General features: G+C 63.3%; 13 protein-coding genes. 4 read left to right on the forward strand and 9 right to left on the reverse strand.

Annotated features, from left to right (window positions below):
• Positions 1-85 precede the first annotated feature (85 nt).
• The 6 genes from F622_RS0110465 to F622_RS0110495 all read right to left on the reverse strand — a co-directional run bounded on the left by F622_RS0110465 (position 86) and on the right by F622_RS0110495 (position 12,257).
• Complete coding sequence (locus tag F622_RS0110465) at positions 86-2,047, reverse strand: HD domain-containing phosphohydrolase (RefSeq protein WP_019571899.1); 1,962 nt, start codon at positions 2,045-2,047, stop codon at positions 86-88.
• A gap of 238 nt (positions 2,048-2,285) precedes the next feature.
• Positions 2,286-3,479: a diguanylate cyclase domain-containing protein gene (locus F622_RS0110470; RefSeq protein WP_019571900.1), complete on the reverse strand. Its 1,194-nt coding sequence runs from the start codon at positions 3,477-3,479 to the stop codon at positions 2,286-2,288.
• 453 nt (positions 3,480-3,932) lie between these two features.
• Positions 3,933-4,574, reverse strand: coding sequence for a hypothetical protein (locus F622_RS13900; protein ID WP_231365749.1), 642 nt, complete (start codon positions 4,572-4,574; stop codon positions 3,933-3,935).
• Positions 4,575-5,510: 936 nt separating this feature from the next.
• Complete coding sequence (locus F622_RS0110475; protein WP_019571901.1) at positions 5,511-6,539, reverse strand: nuclease-related domain-containing protein; 1,029 nt, start codon at positions 6,537-6,539, stop codon at positions 5,511-5,513.
• A gap of 521 nt (positions 6,540-7,060) precedes the next feature.
• Positions 7,061-8,497, reverse strand: coding sequence for a P-loop ATPase, Sll1717 family (locus F622_RS14065; protein ID WP_155997132.1), 1,437 nt, complete (start codon positions 8,495-8,497; stop codon positions 7,061-7,063).
• Between the two features lie 256 nt (positions 8,498-8,753).
• Positions 8,754-12,257, reverse strand: coding sequence for a DNA methyltransferase (locus F622_RS0110495; RefSeq protein ID WP_019571904.1), 3,504 nt, complete (start codon positions 12,255-12,257; stop codon positions 8,754-8,756).
• Between the two features lie 851 nt (positions 12,258-13,108).
• On the opposite strand from F622_RS0110495, the gene F622_RS0110500 reads away from it, so the two are divergent.
• The gene (locus F622_RS0110500; RefSeq protein ID WP_019571905.1) at positions 13,109-13,444 is read left to right on the forward strand and encodes a hypothetical protein; all 336 of its coding nucleotides are present in this window, start codon (positions 13,109-13,111) and stop codon (positions 13,442-13,444) included.
• A gap of 439 nt (positions 13,445-13,883) precedes the next feature.
• On the opposite strand, the gene corA is transcribed toward F622_RS0110500, so the two are convergent.
• Positions 13,884-14,966, reverse strand: coding sequence for a magnesium/cobalt transporter CorA (gene corA / locus F622_RS0110505; protein ID WP_019571906.1), 1,083 nt, complete (start codon positions 14,964-14,966; stop codon positions 13,884-13,886).
• A 141-nt stretch (positions 14,967-15,107) separates the two neighbouring features.
• Here corA and F622_RS0110510 point away from each other — a divergent pair, with 141 nt between their 5' ends.
• Both F622_RS0110510 and F622_RS0110515 read left to right on the forward strand, forming a co-directional pair.
• Complete coding sequence (locus F622_RS0110510; RefSeq protein WP_018146349.1) at positions 15,108-15,593, forward strand: universal stress protein; 486 nt, start codon at positions 15,108-15,110, stop codon at positions 15,591-15,593.
• 22 nt (positions 15,594-15,615) lie between these two features.
• On the forward strand, positions 15,616-15,870 hold the full coding sequence (locus F622_RS0110515) for a Smr/MutS family protein (RefSeq protein WP_018176544.1): 255 nt from the start codon (positions 15,616-15,618) through the stop codon (positions 15,868-15,870).
• 620 nt (positions 15,871-16,490) lie between these two features.
• Here F622_RS0110515 and F622_RS0110520 read toward each other — a convergent pair.
• Positions 16,491-17,444 (reverse strand): patatin-like phospholipase family protein, encoded by a 954-nt coding sequence (locus F622_RS0110520; protein ID WP_019571907.1) that lies wholly within the window; start codon positions 17,442-17,444, stop codon positions 16,491-16,493.
• 138 nt (positions 17,445-17,582) lie between these two features.
• The gene (locus F622_RS0110525) at positions 17,583-18,014 is read right to left on the reverse strand and encodes a hypothetical protein (protein ID WP_018168013.1); all 432 of its coding nucleotides are present in this window, start codon (positions 18,012-18,014) and stop codon (positions 17,583-17,585) included.
• Between the two features lie 115 nt (positions 18,015-18,129).
• Between F622_RS0110525 and F622_RS0110530 the strand changes: the two genes are divergently transcribed.
• Positions 18,130-18,606 carry a YbhB/YbcL family Raf kinase inhibitor-like protein gene (locus F622_RS0110530; protein ID WP_019571908.1) on the forward strand — a complete coding sequence of 159 codons (477 nt, stop codon included), beginning with the start codon at positions 18,130-18,132 and terminating at the stop codon, positions 18,604-18,606.
• The last annotated feature ends 369 nt before the right edge of the window (positions 18,607-18,975 follow it).

The raw sequence follows: 18,975 nt of genomic DNA on the forward strand, positions 1-18,975 counted from the left end.
CCGGCAGGGCATTCGTGCCGGGGAGGAGGGGGCAGGCCCGCTCCCGGTAGCGCGTGCGCCTTGCGTTGGCCCTGCCGAATGGAACTCAGGGGGCCGACCTTGCTTCGGTATCCTCCCACAGGAAACCATCGTCCCGGAACAGTGCCAGGCAGGTATCCACGATCTCGGGGCTGAACTGGGTCCCGCGCCCGTTCTGGATGACGTCCAGGGCCGCCTCGATGCCGAAAGCCGGTCGGTAGGGGCGGTGTGAACACACGGCCTCCACCACATCCGCTACGGCCAGGATTTGTCCCTCGAGAAGGATCTCGTCACCGTTCAGCCCGTCTGGGTAGCCGGATCCATCCAGTCGCTCGTGGTGCTGAAGGACGGCGTCCGCCACCGGCCACGGGAAGGCGATATCCCGGATGATGTCGTAACCGGCCCGGGCATGGTCCTTGATGAGCTCGAACTCCTTGGGCGACAGCGTACCTGGGCGGTTCAGGATCTCGGCGGGAATGCTGATCTTGCCCAGGTCGTGGATCAGGCCGGCCAGGTAGAGACCCTTGATCCGGTCCTCGGGCAATCCGAGCTTGCGGCCGATCGCCTGGCTCAGTTCGGCCACGCGCTTCTGGTGGCCGGCCGTGTAGGGGTCGCGCTTGTCCACCAGGCGGGCGATGGCCTCGACGGTATCGACCAGAGCCTCCTGCAGGGCGGTCTGGCTTTCGTCGCGTTCCTTTTGCGTCCGCAGGGCCTTGAGACCGCGCGAGAGGTCCCTTGCCAATCCTTCCAGCAGGGACTGTTCCTCGTCGTCAAAGGCCTCCGGCTCGGTGGCATACAGATTGAGGGCCCCGATGGTCTCGCCGTCCACCTGGAGAGGCAGGGCAATGGAAGAGGCGAATCCTCGTTCCCTGGCGGGCTCCCGCCAGGGCGTAAAGCTGGGGTCGGTGGCCATGTTGCGGGTCATTTGGGGCTTGCCCTCCCGGATTGCCCGGCCCGTAGGGCCCTGCCCCGTGGACTCGCTGCTGTCCCAGGTCACCACCACGGTGTCCAGATAATCCGTGCGAGGGCCTGCCGACCCCACTACTTCTACCGGGCGGTCGGCTCCTTCACGAGCCATCCCCACCCAGACCAGGGGGTACTCCCGGGCATCGGCCAGGGCCTGGCAGACATCCTGGAACAACTGGCCCTCGTCTTCGGCCGTGACCAGGGCGGAATGGGCCTGGATCAGGGCTCGCAGGTACTCGGTCGTGCGTGCGAGCCGGCGTTCGCGGGTCTTGCGCCGGGTGATATCGCGCAGGATCCCGAGGGCGTGCCAGCCCCCCTCGAACTGAACAGCCGAAACCGACAGTTCCACCAGGAAGACCGTTCCGTCCTTGTGCTGAGCCTCCAGCTCCAGGGTGTCCCCGACGACGGGCCCCTCTCCGGTCTCGACAAAGTGGCGCAGGCCCGCCTCGAATTTCCTTTGGTGCCGGGGTGCGGCAATCAGCGGATGCAGGGGCTTCCCCAGCACCTCCCCGGAGGAATAGCCGAAAACCTCCTCGGCCGCCCGGTTCCAGTACGCCACCTTGCCTTCCGGGTCCATGACCACGACGGCGTCCCGGGCAGTCTCTGCCAGGGTGGTAAAGAAGGCCTCCTGTTCCTGCCGCTGTTGCTGATGGCGGACCTCGTCGGTGATATCACGGAAGACGTTGAATGCGAAGCGCTGATCCGCTTCCGGATCCCGGACGGCATACGCGAAAAGCTGGTAAGCCTCTCCCGTGGCCAGATGCAGTTCCCGGCTGCGGTAATCCGCCCCTTCGGCGATTGCGCGGCACTCGGGCAGGGGGTCGTCCTGACGCGGGAAGAAGTGCCAGTAGGGTGATCCGATCAGCTCGCTATAGGACGCGCCCGCCTTTTCGGCGTAGGCCTGGTTGACGCGCAGGATCCGCCCGTCGTTGTCGTGCAGCAGGATGGGGTCCGGAATGGCGTCCAGCGCCTGGAGCCACTGTTGATGGGCCTGTTCGATCCGGGGGCATTCGAATAGTAGCCGAGTGAAATCCGCCGTCCTTTCGAAATACGAGTTGCGCATGCTCGAGATCCTTGCAACAAGACCGGATCAGGAAGAACCCGGTACGGTATAGAAAAAGCCATGCTAGCAGCCTGTCGAAATCGCGCCCGGAAAGGTGCGTGTCCTCTTTGTGTTGTCACTGCCCCGTCATTGCGAGGCCTCGCAGAGGCCGTGGCAATCGGCCGGATCGGCCCGAGAGCTTGTCGATAGCCTCTGCGGTGCCGGATCGGATCGGAAAGGTGGTGTCCTCTTTCTCCGGCTACGTCCCGCGCCCCGCCTTGAGACCATACATCGCGCGGTCGGCTCGCCCCAGCAGTTCGTCCGGATCGCCGTCTCCCGGGCCGGAGGCCCAGCCCAGAGTCATCGCCAGCGTGACCTCGCCCGCAGCAAGCCGGACCGGCCGGGACACCGCCGCCTGCAGCCGCTTCCCCTCGGCTTCGGTTGAGTGCTCGCCAAACAGCAGTACCGCAAACTCGTCACCCCCGACCCGGGCCACACACGCCGGTTCGCTAAGTGCCTCCTCCAGCCGGCGTGCGACGACTCCCAGCAGCTCGTCACCCGCCGCGTGTCCGAACCGATCGTTCACCGGCTTGAACTGGTCGAGATCGATGAAGCCTACGGAGAACGCTTCGCCGGTCCGTTGGGACCAGGCGATTGCGTCCTGCAGGCGCTTATAGAAAGCACGCCGGTTGGGTAGACCGGTCAGCGGGTCGTGGCTAGCCTCGTGCTGCAGCTGGCGTCCGGCCTCGTCGAGCTGTGACGCCTGCTCGCGCAAGTCATGGTGCATGGTCACCAGGGTCCGCCGGGTGAGCAGAATCAGAGCCAACGCGAACACCACGCCGCCCCCACCGAACACCAGCATGAAGCGCTGCGTGTGCGCCCCGACTTCGCCTGCGCGCTCGGCTGCCGCTTCCATCTGTGCGCGTTCATGTGCTCGCAACGCCTCGATGGAGCTGTCGAACTCCCGATCCAGATCAAACAGACGCTCGCTCAGGATCGCCATTGCCGGCGCGATCTCCTCGCGGGCCGCCAGGTCCACCACCTGGTCCTGCAGCCTCACGATCTCCGGGATCAGGGCATCCTGTTCCTCGAGTCTTGCCCGCGCCGCATCCTCGGTCACGCGCTCATTGAGGGCCGCGCGCACCTCGCCGACCCGGTTCCCCCAGCGGTGGTACGCCATCATCAGGTCATCACGCTCGAAGGGGTCGTCGGTGATGACCTGATTCACCATGGTCTGGTGGCGATTGTAGGCGGCCTCCAGCAGATCGGACGCCAGCTGGATGCGCTGTCCTCGCTCCTCCGTGATGTGACGCAGCTCGTCCAGCAGGCGCTGGTTCTGCCACAGGCTGTTGCCCACAATCACAATCATGCCCGCCAGCAGGACCACGAAAGCGACCGTGATGGCGTTCAACAACCGCCCGCTGATCCGCTGCACCTTTTGCGAGAACTGCATCGACTACTCCTTCCAAGGGGCGAGCATGGGGAGCCACCCTCCCATGGGCCAAGCGCCCCGCACTGTCGCGCGGATTCCGGATAGTATCGGATCAAGCCGTGATTTCTTACTCGAATATGAGGCGGAGGGCCAAAGCAACATCTGCCCCGTCATTCCCCGCCGTCATTGCGAGGCCTCGAAGAGGCCGCGGCAATCCGTCGGAGCGGCCCGAGACTCTACCGATCCCCTTTGCGGTGCCGGAGTGGGATCTAATCCCAGAGCAAGAGCCCATTTATGGGCCGGAATGCGCCGTTTAAGGCCTTGAATCAGCCCTTAAGGTTCGGAAATTCTCGTTAAGTCAGTCCGTTACCGTGGTCCGACCCCGTCGGGGTGTCTTGCTCCTTCGGATCCGAAGCGATATTTTAAGTCAGGCAGTTACCTTCTTCCGGCTCCATCCTTACCCTCCCGGAACCGTCACGGCCAGAACAGGCAAACACGTAATCGTTCCCCGTCCGTTTCCGAAAGAGGTGCTGACAGAACAAACCTTGCTTCGCTAGACAGGTATCGTTTCATTGAAGACGCAACGAGATCTAATGTGTCCGGCGTGACGGACTGATCGACTGGCAATACCACAAGCGCCGAATAAGGCTCCCCGTATTCCATCAGCTGTGCAGTGAGCCGCGCTTCCATTTCATTCGTGTGACTTCGCACCGTGGGGATTGGGTATTCGGTCACCCTGCCAAGCCCGCCGGCTTTAGGGAGCACCCACAACACATCGGTGACATCAAGCCCTACCATTCCCGGCGCAACAGCACGCTGGAACAACCCGGCCACTTCCGACGAGTGAGCGCCCGGGAAACGTATTTGTCTGCCCCCGCTCTCCTCCCCGCCGAGGTACACCTCCGCGATCGCTCCACCAGCCACGCCATCTCGATCGTGAAGCCACATCTCCAAACCGACAGATCCGTCAGGTTCGACCGGTGGATGCTCACTTCTCAAACTGCCGGTACGGCACCGAATAGCGGGGAATGGATCGAAACCCGGAATCCCGATCCATTGCGTCCATTGTGTTTCATTGTCCGCAACGATTTGGCTCTCGTAATCTTCCAGTTCCATTTCATCTCCCCGGTGGGTGGTGGGTGCGTTATAAGCTCGAAATGGCCTTGGGGCTACCGCTAAGATGGGTGTCTGTTTTCACTGGGCCACAAAACATAGGGCCGGATTTCCAGTCAAAAAAATGGTTTATCCGCGCCCGCTTTTCTCACCTGTGTCGATTGGGGTTACTCCTGTGATCTGGTATATGTATTCCGAACGTTCACCATCTCGACATTCGTAGTAGGTAAACATTTCGCCTGCTTTAATGGTCTTTGACTGGAGGTTCAAGCGGTCTTCCGATTTCTCATCATGGCCGCCGTAGTCTAGGCGGAATGGGGCAAGCGCGTCTGTGTCGACTTGAAGGATGAACGGATATTTCTTGTATGTTGTTCCATGCCCTGTCCAGCAAGTGTTGTATCCAAAGGATTGTATTTCGGTGTTTATTCGGTTCTCCGAAGTGAGTACGACCTGTAACACGATTTTTGATTGTGGGTCTGAGTCGTAGTCCTGGTTTTCCGTCATTTCGCATACTACTCTTGATAGCGACATTGGTATTTCTCCTGCGGGTGGTTGGTTAATTTGTTGTGAGACAGAAAAGTTCCAACGTGAGGGCGCGGGGCTACGGGGTCAAACCTTGCCTTTTGCCCGGAGGTACGGATTGAGAAAGTGGAGCACGCGGAGTGGAGGAGTCGGCGTCATCGCGGAGTGTCTTCCAGCAGGATCTGGGCCGGTGCCCCCCTGTGTGTCAACGTCCAATCCAACAGCACCTGATCGGTTTTATCTGTAACATTCAGGGCGCTCACGGAGTGGAAACATGTCTGATTCCAATGAAGTTGTCACCGATCCCCGGCTTGAGAAGCGGACGCGGTGGCTCGTGCATTCGAGCATATGAGCTTCGGCCCCAAAGTAATTCTGGTCCCTTTTCTCAGACTCGCGGTATTAGCGGAATTCAGGTGTCTAACCCCCGCCCGGACTATCAGGCTGTTCGAATACCACCCACTCGTGGGGGCAGTCTTGGCAGGCGCTGGTGTACGTTGGGCCGGATTTGGTCACTCGGACCTTGCGTGACTGGCAGGCCGGGCAGGGCACTTTCATTGAGGTGTTGGTGCCGCAAGAGTCGCAGTGCGCGTAGTAGCCGTACTTGCCATACATGCCTGTCAGCTTGTTTTGCTCGCCGCAGTTCTTGCAGGCCAGCTTGGATGCCTGGCTTGGTTTCGTCACTGGCGTGGGCGCGGCCTGGGCCGGTTGGGGCTCTGGCGCGGGCGGTCGCTGTGCCTTGGGTGCTGGCTCGGGCGAAGCCGGTGGCGCCTGTACCTGCGGGGCCGGCTCGGCCACGGCCGACGCCTTTGCACCCTGCCGGAGGTGGCTTTGCAGCAGGAAGTCTCCGATCCCTTCGATCTCCTTCTGGCTGAAGCGCGGCCTTCCGGTCACCAGTCCCTTCGCCCGCGAGCCGACCAGTTCGCGCACCTTCTCCGCGACAAACTCGCTCTTCACCACTTGATTCGCGATCGCACGAGGCATGTCGTCGCGGTGAAGGATCGCGCTGCTGGATACTGCGCAAAGCGTCCTCCAGTCCCGCAAGCTAATCTGCGTTTGGACGCCCAGCAGTCGGCCGAGGAACTTCTCCACGTTTTCCTTCAGGAGCTCCTTCACCAGCGCCTCTTGCAGCTCCGCCTGGCGCACGGGCGAAGGGATCCCGTACCAGTCGCCGCGGTAGCTGCGCGACCACTCCCCGTGGCTATTCACTTTCACCTCGCCGTAGATGCTCTTCGACTCGATCACCACGAGCCCGTACGGGTGCACAACCAGGTGGTCGATCTGCGCGCGTTCCCCGTTTTGCTCGACGCGCAGGTCGTTGATGATCCGGACGCTCTCGTCGTCGCCAAACTCGCGACGCAGGTAGAACGCCACGTCCTGTTCCTGCTGGTGCCCGGCCTTTGAGCGTTCATCCTGACCGCTTGGCCCATCCTTCTCCTTAAGAATCATCGAAGCTCCTGAACTGAATTACTCGGTCTCACCGCCTGGGCGGCGCAGGCTATTAATCGCACGTAAGATCAGACATCCGAAGCCCCCCTGGGCGTCGAGCGGCTGCCATGAAGCAAAAGGCAGGGGGTTGACCCCTCTGTTTTGCGTGGTCCCCGCTGAACCGGTGCCGTCTCGTCTCGTTCGGATCATACGACCTTGGCGCCAAAGGCAGTTTCAGGGCCCAAAATGCGCCGTTTAAGGCCCTGAATCATCCCTTCAAATCCGGAAATCCGTGTTAATACAGCTTGTTACCGTGGCCCGACCCCTTCATATTCTCAAGAGCCCATTTATGGGCCGGAATGTGCCGTTTAAGGCCCTGAAATAGCCCTTCAGATTCCATAATCGTTTTAAAGTCCGTCGGTTACCGTGGTCCGACCCCGTCATGAGCTCCAGTGGTTGACGCTGCGGCGTCCTGGCCGTCCGCCGTCACGTCAGCCATGCGAACATAAATCTGTCCCCGTTTTTATTCGGCCTTTGGCGTTCTAACGGTTCCGGATGCGCTCAACAGTATTAACAGCGCGCCGGAAGCAAGGGTGAACCTGAATTTCCTCAAAGAGTGGTTCGTGATACTCCTGATAGGAATAAAAGGTTTGACTTCCACCTCCCCCGCCAAGGACGAAATCTCCAATAAAACCGATTTCGTACAGCACCGAAAGGAATCCCGTAATATCTGTATCGTCTACGAGTCGATTGAACCACTGCTCGTTAACAGCAACATTGAGCATGACTTCCAGCACCATCTCTTCAGCTTCTTCATGCTTAAGGTGGTACTTGCGCCGAAAGAACTTTGTCTTCCAATAGTGCATGACAGCATTCAGCCCAGGATATTGGTTTGAATACTCCGCGCAAAGATCGTCAAGCTTCCAGTTGGAATATTCCGGCTCAGAACGCTTCAGTCTCTCATCAGATGGATCTTCAGATTCGATATCCTCGGTGTAGTACCGGGCAAGCTGAATGAGTTCGCGAGGTCTGGAAAGTGTTCTTTCCACTAGCCAATTATCAGTGTTCGAAGTTCCAATCGTGCGAGGAAAAACCGAATAAAATGGGTCATTTAACTCGCCTTCGCCATCGCGACGCCGATTGAAGTTTATACGCTCGCTGAGAATTGCGACTAACTGCTCTTGCGTCCAGCGAATTCGTTCGACATCGCGATATTTGTCTGCATGTTGGGTCTGGCCAAGAAGAATCGTATACACGTCCTCACGTAAAAAGATGACTGTATGTATTGCAGCATTAAGACCGGACAAATAGTTGGACGCCGACAGCAACCCCAGAAGAAGATTGTTTGCCGTTTCAGAGTTGTCCCACCCGAGGTCAAGATCATCAACCAGGGCAACGAAACGTGCCCCACCTTGGCGCAGTTCGGTGACATGGTGCTGAAGTTCTTCAATCCCTGACGTATCTCGAAGCTCCTTCTCGACGGATAACCCGAATTCCCCAAGGCATCCAGCCTTTAACTTTAGCTGATTGAGGATGTCAGTGATGTTTTCGACAAAATCTTTCGACGTTCGATTCAGTGATTGAGCAACGGAGCGGGCATAGTCCAAGCTTCCAGAGCAGTAGTTGCCTTTGCTTCGGTGACCAATTTCGCAAAGGCAATCGGTCAGTATTTGTCTGAGCCAAGTATGCTGAAAGAAGATTTCTTCGCCAAAACCTGTGCGCAAATCGGTATCATTGAGAACAGTGCGCAGGGTATTGAATTTTGGTGTGATTCTTACAACATGGGTATTGGTCTCACCCGAAAAATGCTCATCGAGCTTCTTTAGAAGAGCGCTTTTTCCCGAGCCCTTGCGGCCAATGACAATTGACCGCCGGCGCTCAGCGAGCCTTTGAAACGCGTCAGAACTTACGAAATACTCGAGAAGGTGCTCATCCTTCTCAGCACTGTCGTCGCCCCAATCTATTCGATTCAGTTGCATGAAGCCGTACCTCGGGGAAGTTTTGCGAACGCTACCATAGACGCCGAACAGTGATTGGGTAGCATGCATGGATGTTGGATCAACGTGCGCGCGTGTTTAATTCGATATTGTACCGGCCGAGGGGCTTTGGAAAGGGGCCGGGAGTCAGTGGGGTGCGTGGCCGAGCATGTTTTGAGCGCCGGGTTATGTCGTACCGGTGTCGACGCGGTTAGGGGCGTCGGACGGGCAATGAAGCGTTGATGCTGCTGGTCGATGGTCATGTCAGGCGCCAGTGGTCGTTGTCGGTGGTGGCCTGGCCGAGGATTTGGAGGGCGGCGAGGACCTGGGTGATGGACTTTGTCGGTTTGCGCTTGAAGTGGCTGGCCAGGGCGTCCGGGGTTTGGGGGCCGATGGCGAGGAGGCGGCGGACGGCTTCGACCTGGTCGGGCATGGACTTGGGCCAGGTGGGCTTTTTGGCCGGTTCGGTCGTGGTCTCGGCGGCGGCCTCGGGTTTGGCTTCCAGCGTGGCGGTGGTCTGGGTGGCTTCGGGGGCCTGGTAGTCGGGGCGTAGCCAGTGGATGTGGCCCTGGGCTTCGTCGGCGGCGCGTTCAGTGTTGAGCGCGACGAGGCGGGTGAGGAGTTCTTCTTCGGCTTCGGCCTGGTCGGCGGGCTTGTTCGGCAGCGGGGTGGTGGCGCCGGGGCGGCCGACGAGGCGGTCGGCGAGGTCGTTCCAGCCGTAGGCGTCGAAGACGGCGCGGTCGAGGTCGTCGTGCAGTTCGCGCAACAGGGAGACGAGGCCCTGTGCGTGGATGGTGCGTTCCTTGGCGCTCAGCGGTTCTTCGGCGCGCAGTTTTTCCAGCACGTTGTACATGCCGGTGAGGGTGAGGTCCGGGTGTTTGGCCTGGCGTGCCTTGCGGTGGGCGTCGATGCGTTCGGCGAGGTCGCCGATGGTGGCGGCCTGCTGGTCGTCGAGTTCCGGGAAGGGGAAGGTCTCGAAGCAGCGGGTCTTGTTGTAGCGGGGGCGGTCTTCCAGGGTGCCGCCCATGGCAAGCGCCCAGGTGAGATGGATGCGGCTGGATAGGACACCCAGGGCGGCGGGCCGGTCGATGGCGATGTTCACCAGCATGTTGTCGGGAAGGATGTCCGCGTCGAGAAACTGGAAGACGCGATGCTTCGTGGTTTCGACGGTGGCGATGTAGCGTGGCAGTCCGGCAGCCATGGTCCGCCAGTCTCTTCGGGGTTCGCCAAACATCCACCAGTTGTCGCGATAACCAGCCCGATTATTCTGGTCCCTCTCGGGTTTTACACGCTCTAGAATCCACTGGTAGATCGCTGGAAACTGGTCCTTTGCCTCGTCGATGGAGTGGCCAAAAAGATCAATGACCATGACGTCGCGCGGCGTCTGGGTCAGGTCCCGTCCATTCCGGTATTGCCGGATGATCCGAGAGCTCGGGGAATCCGACGCCCAACCGAGCTCAATGGCCTGCTCGACCGTCACGATAAAACCAGAGCCGATGAGCTGTACGCCGCGTGATGCGAGCTTGGCGTTGGCCTTCAGAAGTGCGCTTCCGGCTACGTTGGCTCCAACCGTGATATCTGCAAACAGCTTTCCCGGCCTTTGGCTCAGCTCCACGTTGCGTGCGTCGTCTCCGGTATCACGTTCGTTGACGACATGGCGCAGGGTGCCGGGCTGGTCTCCGGGTACGCCGACGGTCATGGCAATGCGCACGGCGGCACCGTCGGCGCTGTCCACCCAGGGGTGGTCGGGGATGGCGAAGGCGAGCGACAGGGGTTTCTTGCTGTCGTTCAGGTGCGGTTCGAGTACGCGGCGGTTGAAGGTCTGGCGAAGGCTGTTGGTGGTGATGAAGCCGAACCGCGGGGCCTCGCCCTTGCGCACCTTCTCGGCGGCGATGTGCCACCAGTACATGACGAAGTCGGCGGAGTCCGGGACGATGCCCTTGAAGACCTTGCGCACGGCGTCCACGTAGCCGTCGCCCAGGGCGCGGCGCATGGTGGCGGCGCCAATAAACGGCGGGTTGCCGACGATGAAGTCGGCTTCGGGCCATTCGGCACGGCGCGGGTTGCTGTAGTGGTAGACGGGGGTGCGGCCGCTTTCGTCGGGGATGAGTTCGCCGGTGACGGGGCTTTTCTTGTAGCTGATGCCGTCCCAGATGGTGACGGGTTCGCCGTGCTCGTCGGTCATGGGTTCGCGGGCATCAAAGTCGATCAGCGCGTCGCGGCATTCGATGTTGTGGAAGTCGCGCAGGATGGGTTCGGGCAGGCTGAGGCGGCCGTGCAGGCGGTAGTGCCATTGCAGGTAGCCGATCCACAGCACGATTTCGGCGATGGCGGCGGCGCGCGGGTTGATCTCCAGCCCGAGGAACTGGTGCGGGTCGACGGTGAGGCCTTCGGTGTCGAAGGTGGCCTGGCCGGCGCTTAGGTCGCGGATGAGGTTGAGCACTTCGCCTTCGAGGCGCTTGAGGTGTTCCAGCGCGACGTAGAGGAAGTTGCCGGAGCCGCAGGCGGGGTCGAGCACGCGCGTCTCGCACAGCCGGTGGTGGAAGCGGTGCAGCTCGTCCAGGGCCTTGTCGGGCTTGTTCTGTTGCAGCCAGGCTTCGGCGGCGACCTGCACGGTGTTCCATTCGGCGCGCAGGGGCTCGATGAGCGTGGGCATCACCAGGCGTTCCACGTAGGCGCGCGGGGTGTAGTGGGCGCCGAGCTTGTGGCGTTCGCGCGGGTCCAGCGCGCGTTCCAGCAGGGTGCCGAAGATGGCGGGTTCGACGAAGCGCCAGTCGGCCTTGCCGGCCTGGATGAGCAGGCCGATCTGGTCGGCGTTGAGCGGGATGGGGTCGATGTTCTGGAACAGGCCGCCGTTGAAGCGCTGCACCTTGTGCATCAGCTGGCCTTCATAGCCGCCGGTGTTCATCGTCTCCCACAGGGAGCGCATGGCGTCGGGGAAGTGCTCGGGGTTCTGCTGCAGGCGTTCCAGCAGGGCGGTGAAGCTGCCCTTGGGCAGGAGTTCGACGTCCTCGCTGAACATGGTGAACAGGCAGCGCTTGAGGAAGTGCGCGACGCGCTCCACCTCGTAGCCGTGCTGTTCCAGGGATTTGGCGAGCTCGGCCAGGCGCGCGCTGACCTCGCGGGTGACGCGGGCGGCGTGTTTGCTGGCGTCGAGCTGGTCCGGCGCGAGCCACAGGTGGTGCAGGCGCTGCTGGATCTCGGGGTCGCGCAGGTCTTCCAGGCGGATGCGGTGGCGGCTCGGGTCCGGGTAGGGGACGTAGGTGCCGCCGGAGCGGGAGAACTCGGAGTAGAGCTCCAGGCTGCGGCCGACATCGGTGACGACGATGAACGGCGGGCGGCCTTCGTCTTGCGGGAGGGCGCGCACGTACTGGTCGGCCTGGTTCTGCGCGGCGAGCATGGCCTTGTCCCAGCCCTGGGTGTGCAGGCCCTTGCCGGTCTGCTTGGCCTCGAGCACGAAGCAGCCGCGGCGGTAGAGGTCGATGTAGCCGCGGTTCTCGCTGCCATCCGGGTTGCGGATGGTGACGCGGCGTTCGAACACGTAGGCGTTGTCGGCGGTGTCGTCGCTGGCCGGGTCGGGGTGGGGCAGCTCCAGCAGCTTGCACAGCTCGGTGAGGAAGAGCTGGTAGTTGGCGCGCTCGGAGCCGCCGGTGTCACGCCAGCGCTCGATGAACGCCTCGACCTGCTCGGGGGCGGCCAGGGGCGTTGTGGTGTCGTGATCGAAGAACGCGGCGTGGGCCGGGTTGCCCGGGGTGACTTCCATGTGATGCGGGTCCGGTTTCGTTTGGGGGCTACCTTACCGATCCGTGGCGGTGTTGTCGTCTGTGGCTTCGGTTGGAGATCGCCGCGGCCGCATTGCGGCCGCGCGATGACGGGGTTTGTGGGGTTTGGATGGTGCGGGTGGGGTGGCTAGCGTGGGAGATCCCGGCTCTTCGCTGCGCTGCGGCCGGGATGACGGGGTGTGGGGCTGCGGCGGGGGTGTTTGGCGAGGCCGGGGAAGACGGTGGGGCGGTAGTCGTGTGGCAGCGGGGCGCGGCCGCGTTGCGGCCTCGCGATGACGGGGTTTGTGGGGTTTGGATGATGCGGGTGGGTAGCTGGCGTGGGAGATCCCGGCTCTTCGCTGCGCTGCGGCCGGGATGACAGGGTGGGGCGCCGCGGCCGGGGTTTCGGGTTTGGCGTTGGTGCCTGCCAAATGTGGGGCATCTGTCCCGTCATCGTGAGGCGCGAAGCGCCGCGGCGTCCGGTCCGGTGCCCTGGGCACTCGCCGATCCTGAAGCTTCCGGTCTGCGTGTCTTCCTGTGAATGCATTCTGGTTCTGGCACGAAGCTCGGGCGCGCGGTTCGCCCTGGCGGGCGCATGATCTTGTTTTCCGCGTGGGCGGTGTGGCGTTCTGACCCGGTCGCGATAACCCATGTGTCGTTTTGCATCATTCCGGAGTGGAGTGTTGCGGTGTGAGCCAGCGGAATCGATCACACTTTGTTTCGATGATGAGATCTTCGTCAGCAGGGGTCATGTTTGGCATCCCCCTTGCTCCTTCTCTGGCGCAGTCAATTGAAAGCCTGACTGGCCCGATTCGGTTGGCTGTGACTCGATTCCAACTTGAAGGAGAGAACCATGATGTCGACTTTCCAGAAAACTGCGATCGCGATGGTGCTGGGTTCCATGTTTGCGCTGGGCGGCCTTGGCGCGGCGCACGCCCAGGTGGGCGGCGACGCCGGCGCAGATACCGGTGCCCCGGAGGCCGGTGCCGGTGCTGAAGGAGGCGCTGGCGCTCCCGAAGGCGCTGCCGGTGGCGGCGCGGGTGCTCCGGAAGGGGGTGCTGGTGGCGCCGGTGGCGGCGGCACCATGGGCGGCGGTGGTGCCGAAGGTGGTGCGGCCGGCGGCTCCATGGGTGACCACGACGAAGAAGACGACGACGATGACGATGACGAAGGGGCCCCTGACTGGTAACAAGCCCCAGTCCCCTCAACAAGCCGGGCTCCCCGCCCGGCTTTTTTGATTGTCTCCCATCGCCCCGGTGCTTCCTCCCTATAGCCCGGACGGGCGAGGCCTCAAACCCGTTATCGCGGTCCGACCCTGCCGTTGTTCCCGGTCGGTCGTTGGCTTTGTTGCTCCGGAAGCTGCTCTTTGTCCCAGTGTCGTCATCCCGGAAACCGCGAAGCGGTTATCCGGGATCTCGGGCGTTTGGGGGTTGGGCTGGCGTGGGAGATCCCGGCTCTTCGCTACGCTGCGGCCGGGATGACGAGGTGTGGCGTTACGGCCGGGATGACGGGGTGTGGGGCTGCGGCGGGGGTGTTTGGCGAGGCCGGGGAAGACGGTGGAGCGGTAGGCGTGCGGAAGCGGGGCGTGGCCGCATTGCGGCCTCGCGATGACGGGTGGGGTGTGGGGGCTACAGCCAGCCGCGGCGGCGGAAGAGGTAGAGCATGACGGCGACGACGGCGAGCATGATGCCGAGCAGGATGGGGTAGCCGTAGTAGGTGTAGAGCTCGGGCATGGACCAGGGGCTGTCGGGGTTTTCGAAGTTCATGCCGTAGATGCCGACGATGAAGGTGAGCGGGATGAAGATGGTGGCGATGATGGTGAGCACGCGCATGACGTCGTTGGAGCGCTGGTTGATGGCGGACATGTAGGCCTCGATCAGGGTGGCCGCCATCTCGCGGTAGGACTCCAGCAGATCCATGATCTGGATGGTGTGGTCGTAGGCGTCGCGCAGGTACGGGAACAGCTCCGGGGTGAAGGGCTCGAGGTCGTCGCGCATGAGGCGGGCGATCACGTCACGCGTGGGCCAGAGCTGGCGGCGCAGGACGAGGAGCTCGCGCCGCAGGATATGGATCTCGTTGAGGGTGTGGCGGTCGGGCTGTTCGAGGACGGTCTCTTCCAGTGTCTCCAGGCGTTCGCTGATGTGTTCCAGCACCGGGAAGGCCTGGTCGATCACGCTGTCCATCAGGGCGTAGGCGAGGTACGCGGCGCCTAGGCGGTTGAAGTTGCGGTTGGCGTTGCGCATCCGTTCGCGGACCGGCCCGAAGGGATCGGCCGCGCCGCTATGGACGCTGATGACGAGGTGGGTGCCCACCACGAACAGGTTGAGCTGGTCGAGTTCGATGTTGCCGTTGTGATGGCGCGGCTGACGCAGGATGGCGACCATTTGTGTGTCGAAGAAGTCCACCTTGGGGCGCTGGCCCTGGTGGCGCACGTCTTCCAGCGCCAGCGGGTGCAGGTCGAAGGCCTCGCCCAGGTCGTGCAATTGGCGCGGGCTGGGGGCCCCCTGCAGGTGCAGCCAGACGAATCCGCCGTCGACGGTCTGTACGCCTTCGCGCAGGGTGCGCTGCGGGTCGAGCTCGACGAGCTGTTCGCGATGGTAGTGCCAGGCGGAGACGGTGGCGTCGGCGGCGTGCGGGTGTTCGGTGGCGTGGGCGCCGTGTCCGGGGGCGGCGCCGGGCTTGAGGTAGGTCTTTTCGAACAGGCGGGTCATCGCGGTTCCTGTGCCGATTTTCTGCCCAGTATAGGGTGCTGAAAAGTGCTGCGCGCGGGGGGTAACTCTGGCAGTCTGGGCGGCGACTGAACGGCCGCGGAAGCGGCTGGGTCCCACGGGGTGAGGAACAAGGAGCGCGGTATGGAACTGAAGACCATGTTGGTGCCGGTGGATGGTTCCGCCAACGCCTGGCGGGCGGTGGAAGTGGCCGCGGATCTGGCGTCCAAGTATCACGCCCGGGTGGTGCTGGTTAGCGTGCTGCTGCAGGGCGAGGTGCCGCCGCATATCCGTCAGCTCTCGGACCTGCCGGACCCGAACGATCCGCCGCTGGCAGCGGGCGGTGCGGCCGTGGGCGCCGCGGTGCCGCCGAAGGTGCTGCGGGATATCGCGAAGAAGCTGATCGAGCAGGCCCACGGATACTTCACCGATCTGGGCGTGACCGACATCGAGCACCATGTGGAAGACGGCTCTCCGGCCAAGGTGATCCTGCAACAGGCCGAGTATCACGACGTGGACATGGTGGTGATGGGCTCGCGCGGCCTTGGGGGCCTGCAGGGGCTGCTCTCCGGGAGTGTCTCGCACAAGGTGCAGCAGCTGGCGCGCTGCATCGTGGTGACGGTGAACTGAGCCTCTACTCGCGGGGTTCGCGATGTCGCGGTTGTCGATCGATCTGCACGAATGCTTTCGCAATGGCCGCCGGATCGACGCCGAGTTGAACGGCGTGATCGAGGCGGCCTGCGACAAGCGCATCAAGACGGTGGAGATCATCCATGGCAAGGGCAGCGGGCAGCTGAAGAAGCGCGTGCTGCGCTTTCTGCAGCAGCCGGAGGTCAAGGCGCGCTATCACCGCCTGGAGAAGGATTCGAAGAACCACGGGCGGCTGTTCGTGCACTTCAAGCATTGATCCGTGGCCTCCTACAGTTCGGGGTGCTGTCGGCGCGTGCCTGCATCCGACTTTGGCAGGGGCTTCGCGTGCAAGCACGCTCCCACAGGGGGGCTTCCACAGGGTTGATTGATGTTCCGGCGGTCCGGAAGGTGCTGTCATCCCGGAAACCGCAAAGCGGTTATCCGGGATCTCGGGCGTTGGGGGTGGGCGTGGCTTTGGAGATCCCGGCTCTCCGCTGCGCTGCGGCCGGGATGACGGGGTGTGGCGCGGCGGCCGGGATGACCTGGTGGGGCGATGGCCGGGAGGATATGGGCTGGGGTTCTGTAGGAGCGTGCTTGCACGCGAAGCCCCTGCCAGAGTCGGACGCGGGCAGGGGCATTCGCGTGCAAGCACGCTCCTACAGGGGCCTCCACAGGGGGGATGGATGTTTCTGGCGGCCGGGAAGGGGCTGTCATCCCGGAAACCGCAAAGCGGTTATCCGGGATCTCGGGCGTTGGGGGTGGGCTGGCGTTGGAGATCCCGGCTCTTCGCTGCGCTACGGCCGGGATGACGGGGGTAGGGGCGCTGGCCGGGATGACGAGGTATGGCGCTGCCGCCGCGATGAGGGGGTGTGTGGCCGGCGCGGACGTGGGGATGGATCAGCGTCTCCCTAGTTTGCGGTCGGCGAGTTCGTAGCCGAGGTCGATCATCTCGGCGGCGCGGTGGAAGTCGAATATGCCGCAGGCGTTGACCGGGATCTCGATCAGGTGCTCGGGGTTGTAGGCGGCGATGCGAAAGCGCGCGATCGTGCCCTGCATGGCCTCGATGGAGTGGGAGACGATGTCGATCATGCCCAGCGCGTGGGCTTCCTGCTCACGGCTCAGGCCGGGGTCGGTCTCGCCCAGGCCCAGCTTGTCCTGCCAGTCCAGCAGCCAGCTGCCGACGCGATCCGGCAGGGCGTCGGTCAGGCGATGGTTGAGGAACCCGCTGTCGGGTTCTTCCCGGTCCGGGTCGGGCGCCTTGGCGCGCTCGGGACGGATCAGCTCTTCGCCGACGCGGCCGTTCAGGCTGACGGCCAGGGTGATGTCGGTGTCGTCGTTCAGGGTCGGGGCGATCGGGACCGGGTTCAGCAGGCCGCCGTCCACCAGCAGCCGGCCCTTGAGGCGCACCGGGGTGAACACGGTGGGGATGGCGATGGAGGCGCGGATGGCGTCGAACAGCGAGCCGGAGTTCAGCCAGACCTCGCGTTCGCGCTCGATGTCCGTGGCCACGGCGGTGAACGAGATCGGCAGGTCCTCGATGTCCATGTCGCCGAGCATGTCGCGCAGCTTCTCGATCAGGCGGTCGCCGCGGATCAGCCCGGCACCGCGGAAGGAGAAGTCCAGCAGCCTCCAGACGTCCTGGCGTCGCAGGGTCTTCACCCAGTCCTCGTAGGCATCCAGCTGGCCGGCGGCGTAGATGCCGCCGACGACCGCGCCCATGGAGGCACCGGCAATGGAGCGGATGTGGTAGTCCGAGTGCTCCTCCAGCCAGCGGATCACGCCGATCTGTGCCAGACCGCGGGCGCCGCCGCTGCCGAGGACCAGGGAGATGGACTGGGGCTTTCGCGTCATGGTGATCGGTGTGCCTGGGTGGAGTGTTTGCGGAGGGCCCGCCTTCTTGCGTCACAGCCTTCGCTGCGAGCGCCGCCGCCCGCGACGAGCCTGCTTAACCCAACGTTGGGGGTGTGGTGCGCTTTTTCCAGTGGCGGGTCATACGCGGTCCGGGTCGAGCAGGTGGTCGTGCAGGGCCTGGGCGGACTCGCCGGCCGGTTCTTCGACCCGCAGCTGCCAGACGGCGGCGGGGTGATCCGGCGACCATTCGCTGAAGACTACGAGGCCGGCGTACGGGCCGTGCCCGCGGATGGTGCCCAGCGTCAGGCGGCCGTCCGGGTCGCCGTACAAGTGCACTTCGAACTCGGGGGCGGGCGGCGGTAGCTTCCAGTACCCGTCCCGACCGGTCTCGCGGAAGGCGGCGTCGGAAGGCTCGGCGTCGTCGCCGAAGTGGCGGCGCAGCAGCGGCACCGACAGTCGGTGCGGCAGCCCCAGGACGGTCTCGATGCCCGTGCGGCCATGGTCAACAGCCTGGGCGGCGGACGCCAGCGGATCCCGCCGGCCCAGCCATTTCTTCAGTAGCTTGCGCATGCGCGGATCATCCGTGTGCTGTCCGCGGTCTGCAAGCGCCGGGCTTCACGTGCTGGCTTGGAGACCGGCGGTCGGCAGCGTTACCGTGCGGGTAGGTAATGCAAAGGAGTACGTCATGGGTTTTGCACTGTCCGAGATGCAGCTGTCGAGTTCCGCCTTTGGCCCTGGCCAGCCGATCCCCAAACGCCACAGCGGCGAGGGTGAGGACACCTCCCCGGCATTGCGGTGGCGGGACGTGCCGCAGGGCGCCCGGTCCCTGGCGGTGATCTGCCATGACCCGGATGCGCCGTTGATCCAGCCGGGCACCTACGGCTTCGTGCACTGGGTGCTGTACAACCTGCCGCCGGATCTGGATGGCCTGTCCGAGGCGACCGATCTGGGCGCGACCGGCCAGACGGACTTCGGCCGCACCGGCTACGGCGGGCCGATGCCGCCCGAGGGCCATGGAAAGCACCACTACTTCTTCTGGTTGCTGGCGCTGGACGCCGACCTGCAGCTCCCGCCCGGCCTGACCCTGTGGCAGTTCCTGGAGCACGCCGAGCCCCACGTGATCGGCATGAACCGCCTGGTGGGCACCTACCAGCGCGACTGAGGCCTTGGGGGCATGGGGCATTTCCTGTAGGAGCGTGCTTGCACGCGAATGCCCCTGCCCGCGTCCGACGCTGGCAGGGGCTTCGCCGCCAAGGCGGCTTGTATGTTTAACCCCGGCAGGCCTAGAAAGGGTCTGTCGGGGTGGAGGGACGAGGCCGGCATCTGGCCTGTGGCACAGACGGTAGGAGAATTCGTCCCACCCCTCACCTTAAACGCCGATAAGGAATCGATCGGCACGGGACCGACGATAGATGGCAAGCCAGCGTTCGGTGAGGCCCCGACAGACAACTCCAAGCTAGCTCGGGAGGTGTGATGATGGCAACGCATCGGATCGGGGTCGATGTCGGCAAGGCCGAGTTGTGGATCAGCA

This window comes from Thioalkalivibrio sp. ALMg3, assembly GCF_000381225.1.
In the GTDB taxonomy this organism is placed as follows: Bacteria; Pseudomonadota; Gammaproteobacteria; order Ectothiorhodospirales; family Ectothiorhodospiraceae; genus Thioalkalivibrio; species Thioalkalivibrio versutus.

Bases quoted from the DNA above. Each gene is read 5' to 3' on its own strand.
- F622_RS0110465 (WP_019571899.1), bottom strand. From the start codon at position 2,047: ATGCGCAACTCGTATTTCGAAAGGACGGCGGATTTCACTCGGCTACTA.
- F622_RS0110470 (WP_019571900.1), bottom strand. From the start codon at position 3,479: ATGCAGTTCTCGCAAAAGGTGCAGCGGATCAGCGGGCGGTTGTTGAAC.
- F622_RS13900 (WP_231365749.1), bottom strand. From the start codon at position 4,574: ATGGAACTGGAAGATTACGAGAGCCAAATCGTTGCGGACAATGAAACA.
- F622_RS0110475 (WP_019571901.1), bottom strand. From the start codon at position 6,539: ATGATTCTTAAGGAGAAGGATGGGCCAAGCGGTCAGGATGAACGCTCA.
- F622_RS14065 (WP_155997132.1), bottom strand. From the start codon at position 8,497: ATGCAACTGAATCGAATAGATTGGGGCGACGACAGTGCTGAGAAGGAT.
- F622_RS0110495 (WP_019571904.1), bottom strand. From the start codon at position 12,257: ATGGAAGTCACCCCGGGCAACCCGGCCCACGCCGCGTTCTTCGATCAC.
- F622_RS0110500 (WP_019571905.1), top strand. From the start codon at position 13,109: ATGATGTCGACTTTCCAGAAAACTGCGATCGCGATGGTGCTGGGTTCC.
- corA (WP_019571906.1), bottom strand. From the start codon at position 14,966: ATGACCCGCCTGTTCGAAAAGACCTACCTCAAGCCCGGCGCCGCCCCC.
- F622_RS0110510 (WP_018146349.1), top strand. From the start codon at position 15,108: ATGGAACTGAAGACCATGTTGGTGCCGGTGGATGGTTCCGCCAACGCC.
- F622_RS0110515 (WP_018176544.1), top strand. From the start codon at position 15,616: ATGTCGCGGTTGTCGATCGATCTGCACGAATGCTTTCGCAATGGCCGC.
- F622_RS0110520 (WP_019571907.1), bottom strand. From the start codon at position 17,444: ATGACGCGAAAGCCCCAGTCCATCTCCCTGGTCCTCGGCAGCGGCGGC.
- F622_RS0110525 (WP_018168013.1), bottom strand. From the start codon at position 18,014: ATGCGCAAGCTACTGAAGAAATGGCTGGGCCGGCGGGATCCGCTGGCG.
- F622_RS0110530 (WP_019571908.1), top strand. From the start codon at position 18,130: ATGGGTTTTGCACTGTCCGAGATGCAGCTGTCGAGTTCCGCCTTTGGC.